Annotated in this window: 18 protein-coding genes and 1 tRNA gene; 8 read left to right on the forward strand and 11 right to left on the reverse strand. The window is 57.1% G+C overall.

Going from position 1 to position 18,806, the window contains the following annotated elements; translation table 11 throughout:
* Positions 1-51: 51 nt before the first annotated feature.
* Positions 52-708 carry a TetR/AcrR family transcriptional regulator gene (locus tag NAC44_RS14425; protein WP_250941827.1) on the forward strand — a complete coding sequence of 219 codons (657 nt, stop codon included), beginning with the start codon at positions 52-54 and terminating at the stop codon, positions 706-708.
* A gap of 124 nt (positions 709-832) precedes the next feature.
* On the forward strand, positions 833-1,711 hold the full coding sequence (locus tag NAC44_RS14430) for a hypothetical protein (RefSeq protein WP_250941829.1): 879 nt from the start codon (positions 833-835) through the stop codon (positions 1,709-1,711).
* A gap of 60 nt (positions 1,712-1,771) precedes the next feature.
* Here the strand turns inward: NAC44_RS14430 and NAC44_RS14435 are convergent, their stop codons facing one another.
* Positions 1,772-2,086, reverse strand: coding sequence for a hypothetical protein (locus NAC44_RS14435; protein ID WP_250941831.1), 315 nt, complete (start codon positions 2,084-2,086; stop codon positions 1,772-1,774).
* Here NAC44_RS14435 and NAC44_RS14440 point away from each other — a divergent pair.
* Positions 2,085-2,945 (forward strand): methyltransferase domain-containing protein, encoded by an 861-nt coding sequence (locus NAC44_RS14440; RefSeq protein WP_250941832.1) that lies wholly within the window; start codon positions 2,085-2,087, stop codon positions 2,943-2,945. The two genes, NAC44_RS14435 and NAC44_RS14440, sit on opposite strands and share 2 nt — an antisense overlap.
* A 41-nt stretch (positions 2,946-2,986) precedes the next feature.
* Here NAC44_RS14440 and NAC44_RS21365 read toward each other — a convergent pair whose 3' ends face one another.
* From NAC44_RS21365 to NAC44_RS14470, 6 genes are all read right to left on the reverse strand, one after another.
* Positions 2,987-3,145 (reverse strand): Flp family type IVb pilin, encoded by a 159-nt coding sequence (locus NAC44_RS21365; RefSeq protein WP_250941834.1) that lies wholly within the window; start codon positions 3,143-3,145, stop codon positions 2,987-2,989.
* A gap of 574 nt (positions 3,146-3,719) precedes the next feature.
* Positions 3,720-4,040, reverse strand: coding sequence for a hypothetical protein (locus NAC44_RS14450; RefSeq protein ID WP_420839952.1), 321 nt, complete (start codon positions 4,038-4,040; stop codon positions 3,720-3,722).
* 440 nt (positions 4,041-4,480) lie between these two features.
* Positions 4,481-4,888, reverse strand: a complete 408-nt coding sequence (locus NAC44_RS14455; RefSeq protein ID WP_250941835.1) for a (deoxy)nucleoside triphosphate pyrophosphohydrolase — start codon at positions 4,886-4,888, stop codon at positions 4,481-4,483.
* Positions 4,885-5,673 (reverse strand): GNAT family N-acetyltransferase, encoded by a 789-nt coding sequence (locus NAC44_RS14460; RefSeq protein ID WP_250941836.1) that lies wholly within the window; start codon positions 5,671-5,673, stop codon positions 4,885-4,887. Before NAC44_RS14460 ends, NAC44_RS14455 begins: the two co-directional genes overlap by 4 nt.
* On the reverse strand, positions 5,673-6,914 hold the full coding sequence (argJ, locus tag NAC44_RS14465; RefSeq protein ID WP_250941837.1) for a bifunctional glutamate N-acetyltransferase/amino-acid acetyltransferase ArgJ: 1,242 nt from the start codon (positions 6,912-6,914) through the stop codon (positions 5,673-5,675). The genes NAC44_RS14460 and argJ overlap by 1 nt, the downstream gene beginning before the upstream one ends.
* An 80-nt stretch (positions 6,915-6,994) precedes the next feature.
* Positions 6,995-7,888 carry a peptidylprolyl isomerase gene (locus tag NAC44_RS14470; protein ID WP_250941838.1) on the reverse strand — a complete coding sequence of 298 codons (894 nt, stop codon included), beginning with the start codon at positions 7,886-7,888 and terminating at the stop codon, positions 6,995-6,997.
* A gap of 235 nt (positions 7,889-8,123) precedes the next feature.
* Here NAC44_RS14470 and secA point away from each other — a divergent pair, with 235 nt between their 5' ends.
* From secA to NAC44_RS14485, 3 genes are all read left to right on the forward strand, one after another.
* The gene (secA, locus tag NAC44_RS14475; protein WP_250941920.1) at positions 8,124-10,823 is read left to right on the forward strand and encodes a preprotein translocase subunit SecA; all 2,700 of its coding nucleotides are present in this window, start codon (positions 8,124-8,126) and stop codon (positions 10,821-10,823) included.
* 414 nt (positions 10,824-11,237) lie between these two features.
* On the forward strand, positions 11,238-12,572 hold the full coding sequence (locus tag NAC44_RS14480; RefSeq protein WP_250941839.1) for an oligosaccharide flippase family protein: 1,335 nt from the start codon (positions 11,238-11,240) through the stop codon (positions 12,570-12,572).
* 61 nt (positions 12,573-12,633) lie between these two features.
* On the forward strand, positions 12,634-13,860 hold the full coding sequence (locus tag NAC44_RS14485) for a GNAT family N-acetyltransferase (RefSeq protein WP_250941921.1): 1,227 nt from the start codon (positions 12,634-12,636) through the stop codon (positions 13,858-13,860).
* 13 nt (positions 13,861-13,873) lie between these two features.
* Here the strand turns inward: NAC44_RS14485 and NAC44_RS14490 are convergent, their stop codons facing one another.
* Positions 13,874-15,511 carry an AMP-binding protein gene (locus NAC44_RS14490; RefSeq protein WP_250941840.1) on the reverse strand — a complete coding sequence of 546 codons (1,638 nt, stop codon included), beginning with the start codon at positions 15,509-15,511 and terminating at the stop codon, positions 13,874-13,876.
* 501 nt (positions 15,512-16,012) lie between these two features.
* Positions 16,013-16,097 (reverse strand) — tRNA-Leu (locus NAC44_RS14495).
* 162 nt (positions 16,098-16,259) lie between these two features.
* Here NAC44_RS14495 and NAC44_RS14500 point away from each other — a divergent pair.
* Both NAC44_RS14500 and NAC44_RS14505 read left to right on the forward strand, forming a co-directional pair.
* Positions 16,260-16,859, forward strand: a complete 600-nt coding sequence (locus tag NAC44_RS14500; RefSeq protein WP_250941841.1) for a YqaA family protein — start codon at positions 16,260-16,262, stop codon at positions 16,857-16,859.
* A gap of 29 nt (positions 16,860-16,888) precedes the next feature.
* Positions 16,889-17,404, forward strand: coding sequence for a disulfide bond formation protein B (locus tag NAC44_RS14505; RefSeq protein WP_420839946.1), 516 nt, complete (start codon positions 16,889-16,891; stop codon positions 17,402-17,404).
* 68 nt (positions 17,405-17,472) lie between these two features.
* Here NAC44_RS14505 and NAC44_RS14510 read toward each other — a convergent pair whose 3' ends face one another.
* Together NAC44_RS14510 and NAC44_RS14515 are read right to left on the reverse strand one after the other, a co-directional pair.
* A complete protein-coding gene (locus tag NAC44_RS14510; RefSeq protein ID WP_250941844.1) occupies positions 17,473-18,030 on the reverse strand; it encodes an HNH endonuclease in 558 nt (185 codons plus the stop codon).
* Between the two features lie 91 nt (positions 18,031-18,121).
* The gene (locus tag NAC44_RS14515; protein ID WP_250941845.1) at positions 18,122-18,802 is read right to left on the reverse strand and encodes a DNA-3-methyladenine glycosylase family protein; all 681 of its coding nucleotides are present in this window, start codon (positions 18,800-18,802) and stop codon (positions 18,122-18,124) included.
* Positions 18,803-18,806 lie beyond the last annotated feature (4 nt).

The following is an 18,806-nucleotide window of genomic DNA, read 5'->3' on the forward strand; positions in this document are numbered from 1 at the left end:
CCATGACGTACCGATAAATCTTTCACCTTTTGCATGTCAACCGGAGCTAGCATGAATAAACGGCAAGAAAAGGTAAACACGCGCCGCGGGCGACCACCAAAGGATGAAAAGCGGCAACGTGACGCAATTTTGTCAGCCAGTTATCAAGCCTTCAAGGCCAAGGGCTATGTTGCCACGACCACCGATGAAATTGCTGGCCTCTGCCATATTTCCAAGCAGACACTCTATCGATATTTCCCCTCAAAGGAGACCCTGCTCGGGGCGGTGGTGGCCGAGCATCGGCATAAAATGCTGGCACTGCCGCGGCCAGAGCATGAGGATCTGCCTTTTACCAAGGTCTTGGAGATGATTTTTTTCATCGATCTGACTGCGGAAGAAGAGGAGGAGCGGCGGGCTTTTTTTCGCGCCATCCTGCGCGATATTCATGATCATCCCAGATTGCGGGATGTTTTTTTGCGTGAGGGGGCAGAACGATCACGCCATGAACTGGCCGATTGGCTGGACGGACAGGTTCGCCGAGGCGTGATCACGGTTGGCAATACTCTATCGCTTGCACGGATGCTGATGGACATTGCCTTTTCGCCCATGCCCTATCGTGACGGTGAAGAAGATCGTGTCTCTCACCTCAGGCAATGTCTTGCGCTTGTCAGCCACAGCCTGACGCTGAGCAGGCCTCAACATCAGCTTCAGGCAAGTCAATGCAAGTAATTCGGAATGGCGGAACGCCGTTTGGGGACGGAACGGGATGCGGCGAAACTGAGGCACGGCCAGAACCGGAGAGAGGCCAATGCAGATTTCAGGGACAAGCAATTCCCTTTTTTCCTATGCGAATGTGAAGAAACAGACGAGCACCAGCGATACAGATAGTGATTCATCACTCTTCGATAGTCTCTCTAAGGGCAAGAACAGTTCCGGCTCGGGCGACAGCCTTCTGGACGCACTATCATCGGACGATTCGAGCAGTGCGTCGGGTTCCGATACGGACGATACCACATCAACCGATGCTGGCGCTCAATTCCAGCAATGGCTGTCGCAATTGATGAGCCTTAGCCAGTCGTCAGCAACGGCTGATGGTACCGATAGCACATCGACCGGCAGTGACAGCGCCTGCACGACCACGGCAACGGCTGCAAACGGTCAAATGCCGCCATCACCACCTGGTCCGCCGCCCGCCGATGCCGATAGCGACAGTGTGACGTCGACCGCTTCGTCCAGCAGTTCGACAACGACCGGCTCGACGAGCGATTCTTCCGACAGTTCTTCCGACGAAGATCTGGCGTCCTGGCTCTCCGCGTTGACCGGAGCCTCCCAGTCCACGACGTCCACCAGTCAGACGGGTGATGACGACGACACGACTGGCGACAGCCTGGCCATGCTCGGCACGGGCGGTCGGATGCCGCCGCCGCTCGGACCACCGCCATCGGATGCCGCAAGCGCGACGTCTGACGACAGCACGTCGTCCACGGCATCGACCAGCGCAACTGGAAGTTCGACGTCGTCCGCATCAACGTCGTCTACGTCGAGCGACAGCAGTTCCGGCACCTCCACGTCGTCCGGCACCAGCAGCACGTCCTCGAGTTCAGACAGCAGCAATACCGGCAATATTGAAGAGGAGTTGCTGGAAAAGCTGGAAGCATCGATCAGTAGCGGTCTCTCCTATGGCAGCGATGTGCTGAACCAGCTGAGCCTGCCTGGTGATGCGACGGTTTGATCCGTCTGTGACAATGGTCATCTTCAGATTTAAAATATTACATCATCTTATGTACGTTTATTAAACGTACGACGCTATAAACGGTCCGGTGTTATTGGCCTGACGGTTTCCGGATTGTGCAATGCCACTTTGACGACGACCCTGCGGGTATTTTGCCCGTTTGCTTGCATTTCGCGCTTCGATTTCCAGTCGAAGATTTTCTGGCCGGCTTTCAGCCGGCCTTTTTTTTGCCTGCTGGTGAGCATCGTTCCAAACTTTTGTGAACAGGTTGCAAAATCGGGGCAGCCGGTTGCCAGCCTGGCGTCGCACGCCTATGTGTGGGCCAGAAATCTTTCCAGTGTTCGGATCGATCAATCCGTTCAGGGTGCTGAGCATGACCTCGCTTTTCGATAAAGATCAAATCCTGCGCAACCGGCAACGTGCGTTCAGGATCGCCGATCCCGGTGCCGGCTTTCTGCTGGATATTGTGGCAAAGGAACTGGCGGAACGTCTCAGTGTTGTCGAGCGTCGTTTCGAGATGGCGGCTGAAATGAATGGCATGGATGGCCGAGTGGCCAGATCCTGTGTGGAAACGGGCCGGATCGAGCAGATGGATCAGGCCGAAATCAGCGCCCATGGCTCTGAGACGGCAGCAGATTTCGACCATCTTGGTCTTGCGGAACAAAAGTATAATCTGATTCTGGCGCCGCTCTGGCTGCAACTTGCGAATGATCTTCCCGGCGCCCTGATTCAGATCCGCCGTGCGCTGAAGCCGGACGGGCTTTTTCTCGCCGCTCTTGCGGGGGCGGGAACGCTCGGTGAATTGCGCGACGTATTGCTGGCGACCGAAGCCGAGATGAGCGGGGGTGCCAGCCCGAGAGTCATTCCCTTTGCCGATGTGCGCGATATGGGCAGTCTGTTGCAGCGGGCCGGTTTTTCGCTGCCGGTGGTGGATGTTGAAGACTATACGGTGCGTTACGACAATCTTTTCGGGTTGATGCGCGATCTGCGCGCCATGGGAATGACCAACCCGATGCTCGATCGCAGCCGTATCCCTTTAACACGAAGGTTTTTTATGCGGGCCGCTGAGCTTTACGCCGAACGGTTCAGTGATCCGGATGGTCGCATTCGGGCCAGTTTCTCGATCATTTATGTGTCCGGATGGTCACCGCATGAAAGTCAGGCCAAACCGCTGAAACCGGGATCGGCCAAGATCAGGCTGGCTGATGCGCTCAAAAACGTTCTTCCATCTTAAAAGCATTGTGTCACGACATCTGCTTTCTGAAGATGCAATTTTCAGACGGCCATATGGGCAACAATGAAATTGAAGATCAGGGTGAAGGCATTGTAATAATTGCTCAGACCGGCAAAAAGACCAAGGCTTACCAGACTGACGATCAGTCCATATTCAATGGCAGTTGCGCCAGATGTTTCTTGAAGAAATTTCCGTACCACAGTGCCCCACCTCTTACAGTTCTTCCTTTATACATAAGGGGCAGGGGGTTAAGAGAGGCTCAAGGAACGCTCGAGATTTTTATCTATCCTATGAATTTTGACTGTAGAATTTAGCGCAGGTGCCCAGCGGAACCGTGTCACTGAGCAGATATGCTGAGAGCATCCCGGTTTTATCTGGTCAGAAGTGAATGAGTGAAAAAACTGATTATATTGATAAAACCGTCAATTCCGTACCTGTTCCAGAGCGTGTGTTCGTCAAGATGACGGCGACGCGAGCGTGATCTGGCCACTAAAGATGCTTTTGTCATCATCTCAGAGATAGGGCGAGAATTGTTTTGATATGAAGCATTTTGCTGCGCATACAGCGCCGTGCGTTTCATAAAATGCACAAAGGACGCTAAATCGTTTCACACTTTTCCTGGAACTGCTCTAAACCATGCCGTGTTTCATGTTCTTCATGCAACAATATATATAGTCGGCAAAGCAAATGATAAAGCCTGTCGCAGTCAATCCTATTCGCTGGGACGGCGCCTTATATACTTCTGATAAAACACATGGGCTTTCGCTGAATGTTTCAGCAGCCATTGTTGCCGTTGGAGGGGTCGACGATACAAACCGCACCAGGCGTTTTCTGCAAGACGCTGCGGCGGATGGTGTATCGCTTGCCCTGATCTGTCGTTGTGGAAATCGAACCTGTCGCCAGCGTATCCAGTTCTACCGGAGCGGATGCGATCTGGCCGGAATCGTTTTTATCCGAAAGAAGAGGCGTGACGACCAGAGTTATGGCCACAGCGGCGACAGCAAACAGCAGCGCAAGATTGATAACACCCATTCTTGCGGATCTGGACGTCGCACGTTGCGACTGCCGCCCGTTCCTTTCAACGTCCTTGCTCATCATCCCATCCTTGTTGCCATATCGCATATGGCCGTTTTGTCTGTTTTGCTTCTTTGGCATGCAGCCATGCAGCATTTTCAATGTTTATCAAAGGCTTCGATTCAATATCGGCCTGATGTCACCCGTCCGGAGCCATGCTTCGGCCACTGGCACACCATTCCTGTCTGTCACCTTCCTGCCAACGACACGAGCACGCCTGTGATAAAACAGGCAGACGCTGTGCCAGTTGCTGCAGTGATCCAATACGCTACAGCAATCCTATATTCACTATAATGCAGGCAGGGTGATTAACACTCTGTTAAGCGATGCGGAAAAAGTGGAATCGCCCCCAGCAGGCTGAGCATAAGCGAGATTCGCCGGCAAAGGAACCAAGACCTCTGAAAATCAGGGGAATAATAGCCGAGGATCAGTCAAATGCCGGGTTTGGCAGATGATTTTCCTCACAGAAGGTCGAGCAGGAAGGGAATGAGTGGCTCATCGGCTGGCGGCATCGGGTAGGAGCGCATATCCTGCGGGCGGACCCATTTGACCACCTGTCCCTCACGGCCATGGGCAAGACCTTCAAACCGGCGGCAGACATAAAGCGGCATCAACAGGTGAAAGCTGTCATAGGTGTGGCTGGCAAAGGTGAGGGGAGCAAGACAATCGGTTTTTGTTGTGACACCGAGTTCTTCGTCAAGTTCGCGGATCAGGGTTTCCTCCGGCGATTCACCCGGTTCGACCTTGCCGCCTGGAAACTCCCATAATCCGGCCAGATGCTTGCCTTCCGGCCGCTGCGCCAGAAGAATACGGCCATCGCTATCGACAAGCGCACAGGCGGCGACCAGAAGAATGGGGCGCGGGGTCATGATCTGCTCTCAGGGCTCCAGTAGACATAGCGATAGGCTTCGGTGAAGCCGAGTTTGCGGTAGAGCGAAAGGGCGGAGCTGTTATTGGCGGTGACCTGCAGCCATGCCAGTCGTGCGCCACGCAGACGTGCCCAGCGCAGGGCGGCATAGGTCAATTCAAACCCTTCGCCCCGACCGCGATAATCCGGGTTCACCACAAGCTGAACGAGACCGGCTATATCGTTATCCTGCACGCAGATCGCCGAGGAGATCAGGTCATTGCCCGGCGCCTCCTTGAGGAACAGCCCATAAGGCGGTTTTATATTGCCGATGACCTCGGCAAGTCCGGGCTTGAGCGCGGGGTCGTCATTATGCAGAGCGATGCTTGCATCGAGAAAACGGCCGATATCATGGGTTGGCAGGTGGTCCATCGCCTCATAGCCGTCAAGAGCATTGAGATCGAGCGTCATCACCAGATTTTCCTCAATGTGCCTCCAGCCGTCCTGTTGCAGGATATCGATGATCTCCGGTGCGGCCAGAGGTGTTTGCCGAAACATCATCGCCCTGCCATAGGATTCGAACTTGCGCGATGCCTTTTCCAGCCTGAGCCTGATGTCGCGCGTGTCCGAGCGGTCGAGGGCGACAACACAGTTGATCCGTTTCGAGGGGTGACCTCCGGTCAGCCTGATTTGCCAGCTTCCATCATACTGCACCAAGGCTGCGGGCCATGCGCGAAAGCTGACGGCTTCCAGACGCCGGACCTGCGGCAGATTGACCTCGGTTCCCGACTGCTCCTGCATTCCCATCAGCTCCGGTAGTCTCCATTGATTGCAACATATTCCTTGGTCAGGTCGCAGGTCCAGACGGTGGCCTCACCTTTGCCAAGGCCGAGATCGGCGGTGATCGCAATGTCGTCCTGTTTCATCACGGCGCTGGCGGCCGCCTCGGAATAAGCGGGGTCGCGTTCACCGTTCACCGCCACGCGGATCTCGCCGAACCAGATGGCAAGGCGGTCACGGTCCGCCATTTCACCGGCTTTGCCGACGGCCATGACCACGCGGCCCCAATTGGCGTCTTCCCCGGCAACGGCCGTCTTGACCAGCGGCGAATTGGCAATCGAAAGCGCCACGCGCTTGGCGGCGGCATCGTTTTCCGCGCCCTTGACGGTCACGGCAATCATCTTGCGCGCACCTTCGCCATCGCGAACCACCTGCAGCGCCAGATCTTTCAGGAGATCGTTGAGCGCGGCGCGGAAGCCGTCGAGGCGGGCATCATCGGCGCTTTCGACCCGTGCCTGACCGTCTTCTGCCGCCGCACCCGTGGCAAACAGCATCAACGTATCGGAGGTGGAGGTGTCGCTATCGACGGTGACGGAATTGAAGCTCGGTCCAACGCCTGCCGACAGCAGGCTTTGCAGGGCGGCAGGGGCAATATTGGCATCGGTGACGACGAAGGAAAGCATGGTCGCCATGTCCGGCGCAATCATGCCCGCACCCTTGGCAATGCCGTTGATCCGGACAGCAACGCCGCCGATCTCGGCGGTGCGGGTCGCCACCTTCGGGTAGGTGTCGGTGGTCATGATCGCCTTTGCCGCTTCCAGCCAGAAATCGCCTTTGGCTTCAGCGGTCATGGCGTCGAGCACGCCGGCAAATTTCGAAGCATCCAGCGGTTCGCCGATGACGCCGGTGGAGGCCAGATAGATTTCGTTTTCACCGCAGGAGAGCGCCGATGCAGCGGCTTTGGCCGTCATGTCCGTTGCCTGCCTGCCTTTGACGCCGGTAAAGGCATTGGCATTGCCGGAATTGACCACCACACCACGGGCCAGCCCGTGGGGCAGATTGGCCCGGCAGAAATCCACAGGCGCAGAAGGGCATTTCGAGCGGGTGAACACGCCCGCGACGCTGGCCGGCTTGTCAAATACCATCAGCAGCACGTCGGTGCGGTTTTTATACTTTATGCCGGCTGAGGCCGTGGCCATGGCGACGCCGCGAATGGGCGGCATGGCGGCGAATTCTTTTGGAGCAAGGGGAGAGACGCTGGCGGACATGGCAAAAGACCTGCAAAACCGGGGAATCTGCGAAAGGAGGGCAACTGGCCCGCCTGAGAGAGGCGGGCCAGGGTGACAGATCAGGGCTTGGGCGCGGCAGCTGCGTCCGGTGCCGGAGCCGGAGCGGCCTGCTGCTTCGGCTGGTTGATGGCGTCATAGCCCTTCTTCAGCTCGGGATCGAGAATATCGACCTTTTCGGTGGTCTTGGCCTTTTCAAGCAGCGCCAGATATTTGTCGCGCATCACCAGCTGGCGGACCTGATCCTTCACATCGTCATAGGCCGGCGGCGGGGCGTCGCGCACATCTTCCACCTTGATGATGTGGTAACCGAACTGCGTCTTGACCGGCGTTTCGGTATAGGTGCCGGGCTTCAGCGCAAAGGCGGCCTTTTCAAATTCCGGCACCATCCGGCCCTTGGTGAAGTAACCGAGATCGCCGCCATCCGATTTGCTCGGATCGGTGGAATGTTCCTTGGCAAGCGTGGCGAAATCCTTTCCGGCGTCCAGTTCCTTGATGATGGCCTTGGCTTCGGCCTCGGTCTTCACCAGAATGTGACGGGCGTGAACTTCTTTTTCTTTCGGAAGAGCGGCGATTTCCTTGTCGTAACGAGCCTTGACTTCGGCGTCGGTCGTGGTGTCGACGACATATTTCTTGAAGAAGGCATTGTGCAGTTCGCGGTCCTTGATGAAGGCCATGCGCTCTTTGAAGGCGGGATCGTTTTCCAGTCCTTCGCTTTTGGCTTCGCCAGCCAGAAGCTTCACGTCGATCGCGCCGGACAGGGCGGCAACTTTCTTTTGCGCCTCAGGCATCTGGGCAAATTGCGGATCGAGATTGGCCATGGCCAGATTAAGCTCGGACTGATGGATTTCCAGCGTGCCGACTTTGGCGACGACCGGATCATCCGCCAGAGCGGAGGTGGAGAAGACGGCCAGAGCCGCGCAGGCGGCCAGCAGAAGTTTGTGAGAACGGACCATAAAGAATACCCTTTGTAAGAGGCCGACCGAAACAGCCGACGAGACCATAATCTCCCAAAACCACGGCAATGTGGCGCTTCTGGTCTATGCTGTCCCGTTGACATAATCCGACCCCCCTCTTATCTGTCACGCAATCCCGCGTCCAGAGCAGTTTGATGGACGCAACGTCTTCGTCCGGTTTCACAAGGCTGGCGGAGGCGAAATCTTGTGACGGATTTCAGAAAGGACCATGGCCATGGTCAGCTTCGGCGGCATCGCCCGTAAAATTTTCGGCTCCTCGAATGATCGCCGCATCAAAGGGCACCGGCCGCGCGTGGCTGCCATCAATGCGATGGAAGACAGCATCAAGGCGCTCAGTGACGCCGAACTTGCCGCAAAGACCCTCGAATTTCGTGAGCAGATCAAGGCCGGCAAGACGCTGGACGATCTTCTGGTGCCGGCCTTTGCCGTTGCACGCGAAGCCGCGAAACGCTCTTTGGGCATGCGGCCCTTCGATGTACAGCTGATCGGCGGCATGATCCTGCATGAAAACGCCATTGCCGAAATGAAGACCGGCGAAGGCAAGACGCTGGTGGCGACGCTTGCCGTTTATCTCAACGCGCTCTCGGGCAAGGGCGTGCATGTCGTGACCGTCAACGACTATCTCGCCAGCCGCGATGCGGCCATTATGGGCCGGCTTTACAGCTTCCTCGGCCTGACCACAGGCGTCATCGTGCATGGCCTGGATGATGACCAGCGCAAGGCCGCCTATGCCTGCGACATCACCTATGCCACCAATAACGAGCTTGGTTTCGATTATCTGCGCGACAACATGAAATATGAGCGCAGCCAGATGGTGCAGCGGGGTCACAACTTCGCCATCGTCGATGAAGTGGATTCGATTCTGGTCGACGAGGCGCGCACGCCGCTGATCATTTCCGGTCCGCTCGACGACCGCTCCGAGCTTTACAATACCATCGACGCCTTCATTCCGATGCTGAGCGAAGAGGATTACGAGCTGGATGAAAAACAGCGCACTGTGAACTTCTCCGAGGAAGGCACCGAAAAGCTGGAGGGTCTTTTGAAGGACGCTGGCCTTCTGAAAGGCGCCTCGCTTTACGATGTCGAAAATGTCGCCATCGTCCATCACATCAACAATGCGCTGAAGGCACACAAGCTGTTCCAGCGCGACAAGGATTACATCGTCCGCAATGACGAGCTGGTGATCATCGATGAGTTCACCGGCCGTATGATGCCGGGACGGCGCTATTCCGAAGGTCAGCATCAGGCGCTGGAAGCCAAGGAAAAGGTGACGATCCAGCCGGAAAACCAGACGCTGGCCTCGATCACCTTCCAGAATTATTTCCGCATGTATGCGAAGCTTGGCGGCATGACCGGCACGGCAACGACGGAAGCCGAGGAATTTGCCGATATCTACGGGCTGAACGTCATCGAGGTGCCAACCAATCTGCCGATTGCCCGTATCGACGAGGATGACGAGGTCTATCGGACCGTCGAGGAAAAATATCAGGCGATCATCACGGAAATCCGGGCTGCCCATGAAAAAGGTCAGCCGGTTCTGGTCGGCACCACCTCGATTGAAAAATCAGAGCTTCTGGCGACACTGCTGCGCAAATCCGGCTTCAAGAATTTTCAGGTTCTGAACGCCCGCTATCATGAGCAGGAAGCCTATATCGTCTCTCAGGCCGGCGTTCCCGGCGCCGTGACCATTGCGACCAACATGGCCGGTCGCGGCACCGACATTCAGCTTGGCGGCAATATCGACATGCGGCTGGAGCGGGAACTGGAAGGCATGGAACCCGGTCCCGAGCGCGATGCCAAGGAACAGGAAATCCGCGACGAAGTGAAAAAACTCAAGGCCAAGGCGCTTGAAGCTGGCGGGCTTTACGTGATTGCCACCGAGCGTCATGAAAGCCGCCGTATCGATAACCAGCTGCGCGGCCGTTCCGGCCGTCAGGGCGATCCGGGCCGGTCGAAATTCTATCTGTCGCTTCAGGACGATCTGATGCGCATTTTCGGCTCCGACCGGATGGAGTCGATGCTGCAGAAGCTGGGCTTGAAGGATGGCGAGGCCATCGTTCATCCCTGGATCAACAAGGCGCTGGAGCGGGCGCAGAAAAAGGTTGAGGCCCGCAACTTCGATATCCGCAAGAACCTGTTGAAATATGACGACGTGCTCAACGATCAGCGCAAGGTGATCTTCGAGCAGCGGGTTGAGTTGATGGATGCCGAAGATCTGGGCGAGACCATCACCGATATGCGGCATGAACTGATCGATACGCTGGTGCGTACCCATATCCCGGAGCGTGCCTATGCCGAGCAGTGGGATATCGAAGGATTGAAGACCGGCGTTACCGAAACCCTCAATCTCGATCTGCCTGTTGAAGAATGGGCTACGGAAGAGGGTATTGCCGAAGACGATATGGTCGAGCGGATCAAAGCCGCTGCCGACAAGGTGATGGCAGAAAAGGCCCAGCGTTTCGGCCCTGAACTGATGAGCTACATCCAGCGCTCCGTGCTGTTGCAGACCATCGACACGCTGTGGCGCGAGCATATCGTCAATCTCGATCATTTGCGTTCTGTTGTCGGGTTCCGTGGCTATGCCCAGCGCGATCCGCTGCAGGAATACAAGGCTGAGGCGTTCGAGCTTTTCCAGGCGCTTCTGGCCAATATGCGCGAGACCGTCACCTCCCAGATGATGCGGGTGGAAATCATGCAGGAAGCGCCGCCGGAACCGGTGCTGCCGGTCATGCAGGCGCATCATCTTGATCCGATGACTGGGCAGGATGAATTTGCATCGCGGATGATGGCTGTCAGCGGTGAAAATCGCAATCCGGACAATCCCGAAAGCTGGGGCCGTGTTGGCCGAAACGAGCCATGCCCTTGCGGTTCGGGTAAGAAATACAAGCACTGCCACGGAACCTACGTGGTTTGAGTGAGTATTTAACGCGCCTGCATCGGTTTCAGATCTTTTGCAGGCGCGGTAAATATTTAAAAAATTCGGTTCTTTGGTAATTTAATCTTAATCTTGATCGATAAAGGTCAGACAGACGTTTGACGGTGCGTTCGGCTGGCAACCGGGTGCCGTAAGCTTTTTTGTGTCTTTTACCGGGGGCTGGTCGCAGGCATGTTGCTGGTTTGCCGTTCCTGGGCTCTGATAAAACGCAGCAGGTGCGCTGTCATGCAACAGTTTGAATGTGCTGGATGATTCGTTGAATCCTGCCCTTTTTCAGGAATGATACGGTAACCTTTGCCAGTCAAGGTGAATTTGCACGTGATTGTTGCAGTCGTTGAACACATCGCCCGATATTTGCCGCCGCCATTGCGCAGCCGTATTGACCGTCTTGCCATGATGCTTAACCGTGATGATGATGTGGGGCAGGCGCAGTCCATGGCGCTTGCGGCCTTCATCATTCGCATTGTCAGCGCGGCGATCGCTTTCCTTTCGCAGATCGTCCAGGCGCGGCTGATGGGCGAGTTCGAGTATGGTATCTTTGTTTTTGTCTGGGTCCTGGTGGTGCTGGCCGGCAATCTGTCCTGTCTTGGTTTTCATTCGACCGTCATCCGGTTTCTGCCGCAATATCAAGCCCGTAATGAAATCGAGGCCATCCGTGGCCTGACAGGAACGGTCAGACTGTTTGCCATGGGGCTGGCCAGCGCAATCGCTCTGATCGGTCTGGTGGTGTTGCATTTTGCCGGAGACCGGATTGCCGGGTATTACATGACGCCGCTATTTCTTGGCCTCTTCGCTTTGCCGATGATTGCGCTGGGCGATGTTTTGGATGGTACGGCGCGGGCCAATAGCTGGCCGGTGGCGGCCCTGAGCCCCACCTATATCATCCGTCCGGTTCTGATTCTGCTCTTCATGCTGTCGGCGGTGGGTTTGGGCCTGCCGCATACGGCGACAACGGCCATGCAGGCCGCCCTTGCCGCCACCTATGTGACGACGATCAGCCAGTTTCTGACGGTGACAATCAGGCTACGCAACAAATTTTTGCCGGGTGTATGGCGGATCGAGTTTCTCGCCTGGTTCAAGGTGGCGTTGCCGATCTTCTTTATCGAGGGCTTTCTGTTTCTTCTGACCAATTCGGATGTGGTGATCGTCGGATTTTATCTGCCGCCGGATCATGTCGGGATTTATTTTGCCGCGGCAAAGACCATGGCGCTGGTGCAATTCGTTTATTTTGCCGTCAAGGCGGCGGCGGGGCCGCGGTTTTCCGCGCTGATGAATGAAGAGGATCTGCGACCTTTGGCTGCCTTTGCCGGGAAGATGGCGCGCTGGACCTTCTGGCCCTCGCTTGTCATCGGTCTCTTGGTCCTGGCCTGCGGCAAATTCCTGCTTGGGCTGTTCGGTCCCAGTTTTACTGTTGGCTATCCGCTGATGGCGATCCTTTTTTGTGGCGCCCTGACCAAGGCGATGATCGGTCCCGGTGAAATGCTTTTGACCATGGCCGGGCGGCAAAATCTGTGTGTCGGTCTTTATGTTGTTGCGCTGGCCGTCAATCTGGGTCTCAATACGATGCTGATCCCGCTCTACGGACTGACAGGTGCGGCTCTGGCGACGGCACTGGCCATGCTGACCGAGGCGCTTTTGTTGCATGGTGCTGTCCGATGGGCGCTTGGAACCGTTCTTTTTGTTTTCGCCGATCCCCTGTCGCGCCTTGAAGGAAAGTCCCGTGCCTGAATTCAAGTCTTTTCCGTTTGACAAGGATGCAGCCCTGTCGCTTTCTGGGCATTCGGATGACATCTATGCCAGCGATGGCGGCATTGAAAACATGCCCAAGCCGGACTTCCAGTTTGCTGTGGGCAGGCCTGGGCGGAGCTTTTCTCTTTATCCGCCGCAGACGGGGTATGCGCTGGAAGCGGAGATGGACTTCCTGACACGCCGGGCGCTGGAGCCGAACGTGTTTTTTTCGGCACGGTTCCTTGTCCCGGCCATCCCCCGTATCGATGACCGTCAGGTACGTCTCGCCCTCATTCGCGATGACCGCAACGACAGGAGCCGTATCCGCCTGCTTCTGCCGTTTTCGATTGAAAAACCTGGCTTTGCCCTGGGGCCAAGCATTCTGCGCAGCTGGGTCAATCCCTATGCCCCTTACGGTGCGCCGTTGATCGATAGTGAGGATGCGGCGGAAACCATCGATAATCTGCTCGATGCGCTGGCGATGGAAGAGGCAAAGCTGCCTTCGGTTCTGGTTCTGCCGGAGGTTCGGCTCGATGGACCGGTGGCTCGCATGTTCAAGGCGCTGGCGATCAATCGCGACCTGCCCCTGACCGTCACCAATTTGTCGAGCCGGCCCATGCTTGACAGTCTGGAGGATGGCGAGACCTATCTGGCGCAATCCATGTCCAGCAACCATGTGCGGGATATGCGCCGTCAGATGCGCAAGCTTGGCCGGCAAGGAGAGTTGACCTATGCGGTTGCCCGTCAGCCGGATGAGGTTCAGGCCCGGATGGAAGAATTTCTGGCGCTGGAGGCCAGCGGCTGGAAGGGCAAAAAACGTACGGCGCTGGTCATGGACCGGCTGCGTGCCGCCTTTGCCCGCGAGGCCGTCACCAATCTAGCCGCCACGGATTCCGTGCGTATTCACACGCTCGACCTCGATGGGCGCGCCATCGCCGCCATGGTGGTGTTCATCATGGGAGCGGAAGCCTTCACCTGGAAAACCGCCTATGATGAGCGCTATCATGGCTTTTCCCCCGGCAAGCTGTTGATGATGCGACTGACAGAATGGCATCTCGATGACGCCAATATCGTTCGCACCGACAGTTGCGCCGTTCCCGATCATCCGATCATGAGCCGGTTCTGGCGGGAGCGCGAAGAGATGGGGACGCTGGTGATCGGCCTCAGGCCGAGCAGCGACCGCGATGTGCGTCAGGTGGCCGGACAGCTGCATCTTTACCGCAATACGCGCAATATTGCCCGTATTCTGCGTGACAAGGTGCTGGGACGGCTCAATCGGAACGACTGAAGTGTCTTACTCTCTACTGTGCGGCTTGCGTTTGCGGCATTTCACGCAGCAGACGGCGGATCACCTTGCCGCTGGTGGTTAGCGGCATGGTGTCGATGAATTCCACTTCACGCGGATATTCATGCATGGACAGTCTAAGCTTGACCCAATCGGCGATGTCGCGGGCGAGTTCCGTGCTTTTCTCATAGCCATCGGCCAGAACGACGAAGGCCTTGACGATTTCCGTGCGCAGCGGGTCCGGCTTGCCGACGGCAGCAGCCAGCCTGACGGCGGGATGGGAGAGAAGACAATCCTCGATTTCTGTGGGACCTATGCGATAGCCCGAAGAGGTGATGATATCATCATCCCTGCCGAAGAATTCGATATAGCCTTGCCGGTCCTGACGACCGAGATCGCCAGTCAGCATGAAATCGCCGATAAATTTTTTCGCGGTCGCGTCCGGATCGCGCCAGTATTCAAGGAACATCACCGGATCGGGCCTTGCAATCGCCACCTGACCGATCTTGCCGGGCGCAACCTCAAGGCCCTTCTCATCGACAATGGCGACGCGGTGGCCGGGCACCGGTTTGCCGATCGCGCCTGCCCGGCTGACGCCGAGATGGGCGGCGGAGGAGAGCACGAAATTGCATTCCGTCTGGCCGTAAAACTCGTTGGGGGTCATGCCCAGTGCGGTTTTGGCCCATTCATAGGTCTCGCGCCCAAGAGATTCCCCTGCAGAACCGATGCTGCGCAACACCAGATCGTAATGGTCGCGAGGATTTTGTACGGCCTTCATCAGCCGAAGCGCCGTCGGCGGAATGAAGGCGTTTGTCACCTTCATCTCGGCCATGATGCGAAAGGCCATATGCGGATCGAATTTCTGCGCCGGAGACGAAACCACCGGCACGCCGAGCATCAGCGCCGGCATCAGCGCATTCAACAATCCGCCCGCCCAGGCCCAGTCGGAGGGCGTCCACATGCGGTCGCCGGGACGGGGCAATCCATCATGGGCGAGCTGAAAACCGGGAATATGCCCGGCCAGAACACGATGGCCATGCAGAGCCCCTTTTGGCGCGCCGGTCGTGCCGGAGGTGAAGATCATCAGCGCCGGATCGTCCGGCCCGGTGTCAGGGCCGGAAAAGCAGGGATCGCCGCTTTCAATCAGCGCTGCAAGCGGCAGGATGCCGTCATCGGCTTTACCGGTTGCGATGACATGGCGCAGCTCCGGCAGCAGGGCGCGGATCGGCAAAAGCCGGGTCAGACCGAAATCATTGGTGATGACAGTGCAGGCGCCCGCCGCCTTGAGGCGGTATTCGAGTGCATCGACGCCGAAAAGCAGGGCAAGCGGCAGGGCAATCGCCCCGAGCTTGTAGAGTGCCACATGGGCAATCACGGCGTCAAAACCTTGCGGCAGAAGCAGACCGACACGATCCCCCGGTTTTATCCCAAGACCGTCAAGCGCCGAGGCAAGGCGGGAGGATTGTTCGGCCAGCGCACCATAGGTGAGAAAACCGTGCCGTCCATCCGGAGAGAAATGCTCAAGACAGATCTGATCCGGCGCCTTCTCAGCCCAGGCGTCGGACACCACCCGCCCCATATTGAAGGAGGACGGGATGTCCCAGCGAAAACGATCGTAAAGCTCTGGATAGCTGGCGGCTTGGGGAAGAAACATAACGCAGCCTGAGAAAATTTTTCTTGAAGGTATCACCGCCTTCGCATCTGCACAATCTAGACCGGATTATTTTGCATTGCAGCTGGGATTTTCGTCTCGAAGCCTTTGGCTTCGCAAGGCCAAGGGCCGTCGCCGGTTGTCCGGCGGCCCCTCTGCAGCGCAGTGATCGCAGATCACGGCAGCGGGAAGAGATAACCCTGGAGCCTTTGGCTTCGCAAGGCCAAGGGCCGTCGCCGGTTGTCCGGCGTCCCCTCTGCAGCGCAGTGATCGCAGATCACGGCAGCGTGAAGAGATAACCCTGGAGCCTTTGGCTTCGCAAGGCCAAGGGCCGTCGCCGGTTGTCCGGCGGCCCCTCTGCAGCGCAGTGATCGCAGATCACGGCAGCGGGAAGAGATAACCCTGGAGCCTTTGGCTTCGCAAGGCCAAGGGCCGTCGCCGGTTGTCCGGCGTCCCCTCTGGAGGGCAACGGTCGTCAGACCGCATCAGTGTGAAGAGATAAAGTGGTGCCCCTTGCCGGAATCGAACCAGCACTCCTTTCGGAACCTGATTTTGAGTCAGGCGCGTCTACCAATTCCGCCAAAGGGGCCGAAAGATTGGCTGTGACTATACGAAGTGCCGGGGTTCGGTCAACCATGATTTTTCAGAATTTGTCAGACGAAACAGGAAGAAGCTGATGTTCAAGCCATTTACAGGCGGGTGTGCTTTCCGCATAAAGGCGTGGCTTTGCCCTCTTTTTTGAAGGAAAACCATGCTGCGTCGCCTTTATGACTGGACCATGTCGCTTGCCGGGCGCAAGTCCGCCGAGATCTGGCTCGGGGTGATTTCCTTTGTCGAGAGTTCGGTGTTTCTGGTGCCGGCCGATGTGCTGTTCATTCCCATGGCGCTGGCGCGGCCGGAGCGGGCCTGGCGCTATGCGGCGATTGCCACGGTGACCTCGGTTCTGGGCGGCATTGCCGGCTGGCTGATCGGTTATTATGCCTATGAAAGCCTGGCACGGCCGATTCTGTCCTTTTACGGCAAGGCGGAAGCCTTCGATCAGCTACGCCATTCGGTGGATTATGCCACCGTCGTGCTGTTGCTCGTCACGTCGGGCCTGGCGCATCTGCCACCAATCAAGATAGTGACGATCCTGTCCGGCGTTGCCCATGTGAACCTTTGGCTGTTCATTGTCTCGGCGATTGTGGCGCGGGGCGCGCGTTTCTGCGTTCTTGCCTGGCTTTTGAGACGGTATGGCGAGCCGATTCGTCACTTTATCGAGAAGAGGCTGGGCCGGATCGTGCTCTGGGGTGCAGGGCTGGTCATTTTGCTTTATATCGCCTACCGGTTGCTTGCCCATGGGGCCGGCTGAGTTTTGATAGAAAACCGTTTGACGGAGATGTGTTGATGACGTCTGTTTCCCGTGCCCGTTCCGGCCTGACCGTTGCCGCGCTTCTGACGCTTGGCATGGCGGCGGTTGTCGGCGGTGCGCTCTGCTTTGAATATCTCGGCGGCTATATTCCTTGCGAACTCTGCCTGCTGGAGCGCAAGCCTTATTATATAGGTGCCGCCATCGGTATGCTGACGGTGTTGATGGCCGCCCTTGGCCTGCCGGCCAAAGTGATCCGCAATCTGGTGCTGCTTTTGGGCGTGATCATGCTGATCAGTGCAGGGATCGGCATTTATCATGCCGGTGTCGAGTGGCATTTCTGGGAAGGGCCTAGTGCCTGCACAGCCACCACGGGGGCGGGATTTACCGGCACGGGCGATATTCTGGCGCAGCTTAACAGCTTCAAGGGACCATCCTGTGATCAGGCGGCGCTGAGAATTTTCGGCGTGTCGCTGGCAGGCTGGAATGTGGTTGCCAGCCTCATTCTGGCGGGCTTTGCTTTCAAAAGCTTTCGCAGCATCAAGTGATCAAAAAGAATAAAGCCGGTCCCGTAAAACGGACCGGTCTATTTGCGTGCTACGATTGGCAGTGTCTATTACGGCTGCAATTCGGAATCCCAGTAGAGATAGTCGACCCAGCTTTCATGCAGATAGTTCGGCGGAAACAGCCTGCCATTGTTATGCAGGTCCTGCACGCTCGGCTGATAAGGCTTTTGCGCCGGAAACATATTGCATTGTTTGGGCAGTTTTGACCCCTTGCGCAGATTGCAGGGCGAACAGGCGGCGACGACGTTTTCCCAGGTGGTTTGCCCACCATGGGCACGGGGTGTCACGTGATCGAAGGTCAGATCATCCGGTGAGCCGCAATATTGGCACTGGAATTTGTCGCGCAAAAAAACGTTGAAACGGGTGAAGGCGGGATTGCGCGTCGGCTGAACATAGGTTTTAAGGCTCACCACGCTGGGCAACCGCATGGAAAAGCTCGGCGAACAGACCGAATGATCATATTCGGCGATGATGTTCACACGGTCAAGAAAGACCGCCTTGATCGCGTCCTGCCAGGACCAGAGCGACAAGGGATAATAACTCAGTGGCCTGTAGTCGGCATTCAAAACGAGGGCCGGCAAGGACTGTGGTGAGACTGCAATCGTCAAGGCATTCTCCTGATCGATTCGGCATCTTACCCTTCTATATTAGGCGCGCTGTTACAGGATTGTGAAGCCTAATAATTGACAGCCCGTCGAATCATGCTGATTTGGTCACAGGCGTTGCATCCTTGCGTCCATTTGCCGCGTAATAGGCCCAGAAAAGCCGGGCGGCGACCGCGCGCCAGGGCTGCCAGGCAAGGGCAATCCGTTGCAATTCCTTGCTGTCGGGCCTTCGCTCGAGGCCAAGTCCCTGACCGACTGCGCTTTGCAGCGCCACATCGCCTGCGGGAAACACATCGGCGTGACCGCCGCAAAACATCAGATAGACCTCCGCTGTCCACAGGCCAATGCCACGAAGGCGGGTCAGTTCCGCCATGGCGTCTTCGCCATCCCGATCCAGCAGGGCGATGAGATCGATCCCGCCTGCCGTCACTGTCTGGGCCAGTCCGGTGAGGCAGGCATGTTTTGCCCGTGACAGACCAAGCGCCAAACCCTCATCGCCAAGTGCCAGATAGGCGGCAGGCGTCACCGTGCCCATTGCCGCTTCCAGCCGCGACCAGATGGCGAGCGCACTGGCGCGCGAGACCATTTGCGAGACGATGATGAAGGAAAGACCGGCAAAGCCCGGTTTTGCCAGCCGCAGCGGCAGAGACGATGATCCGCAGGCCCTGGCCACAGTTTCCAGTCTGGGGTCAAGCGCCAAAAGCCGTTCAAGGCCAAAGGCAAGATCGGCTTCATCGGCAATCCTGTGTTCTTGAATTGGCCGGTATGCTTGCATTCGT

The sequence above is a fragment of the Allorhizobium sonneratiae genome, assembly GCF_023700755.1.
Taxonomy (GTDB): Bacteria; Pseudomonadota; Alphaproteobacteria; order Rhizobiales; family Rhizobiaceae; genus Allorhizobium; species Allorhizobium sonneratiae.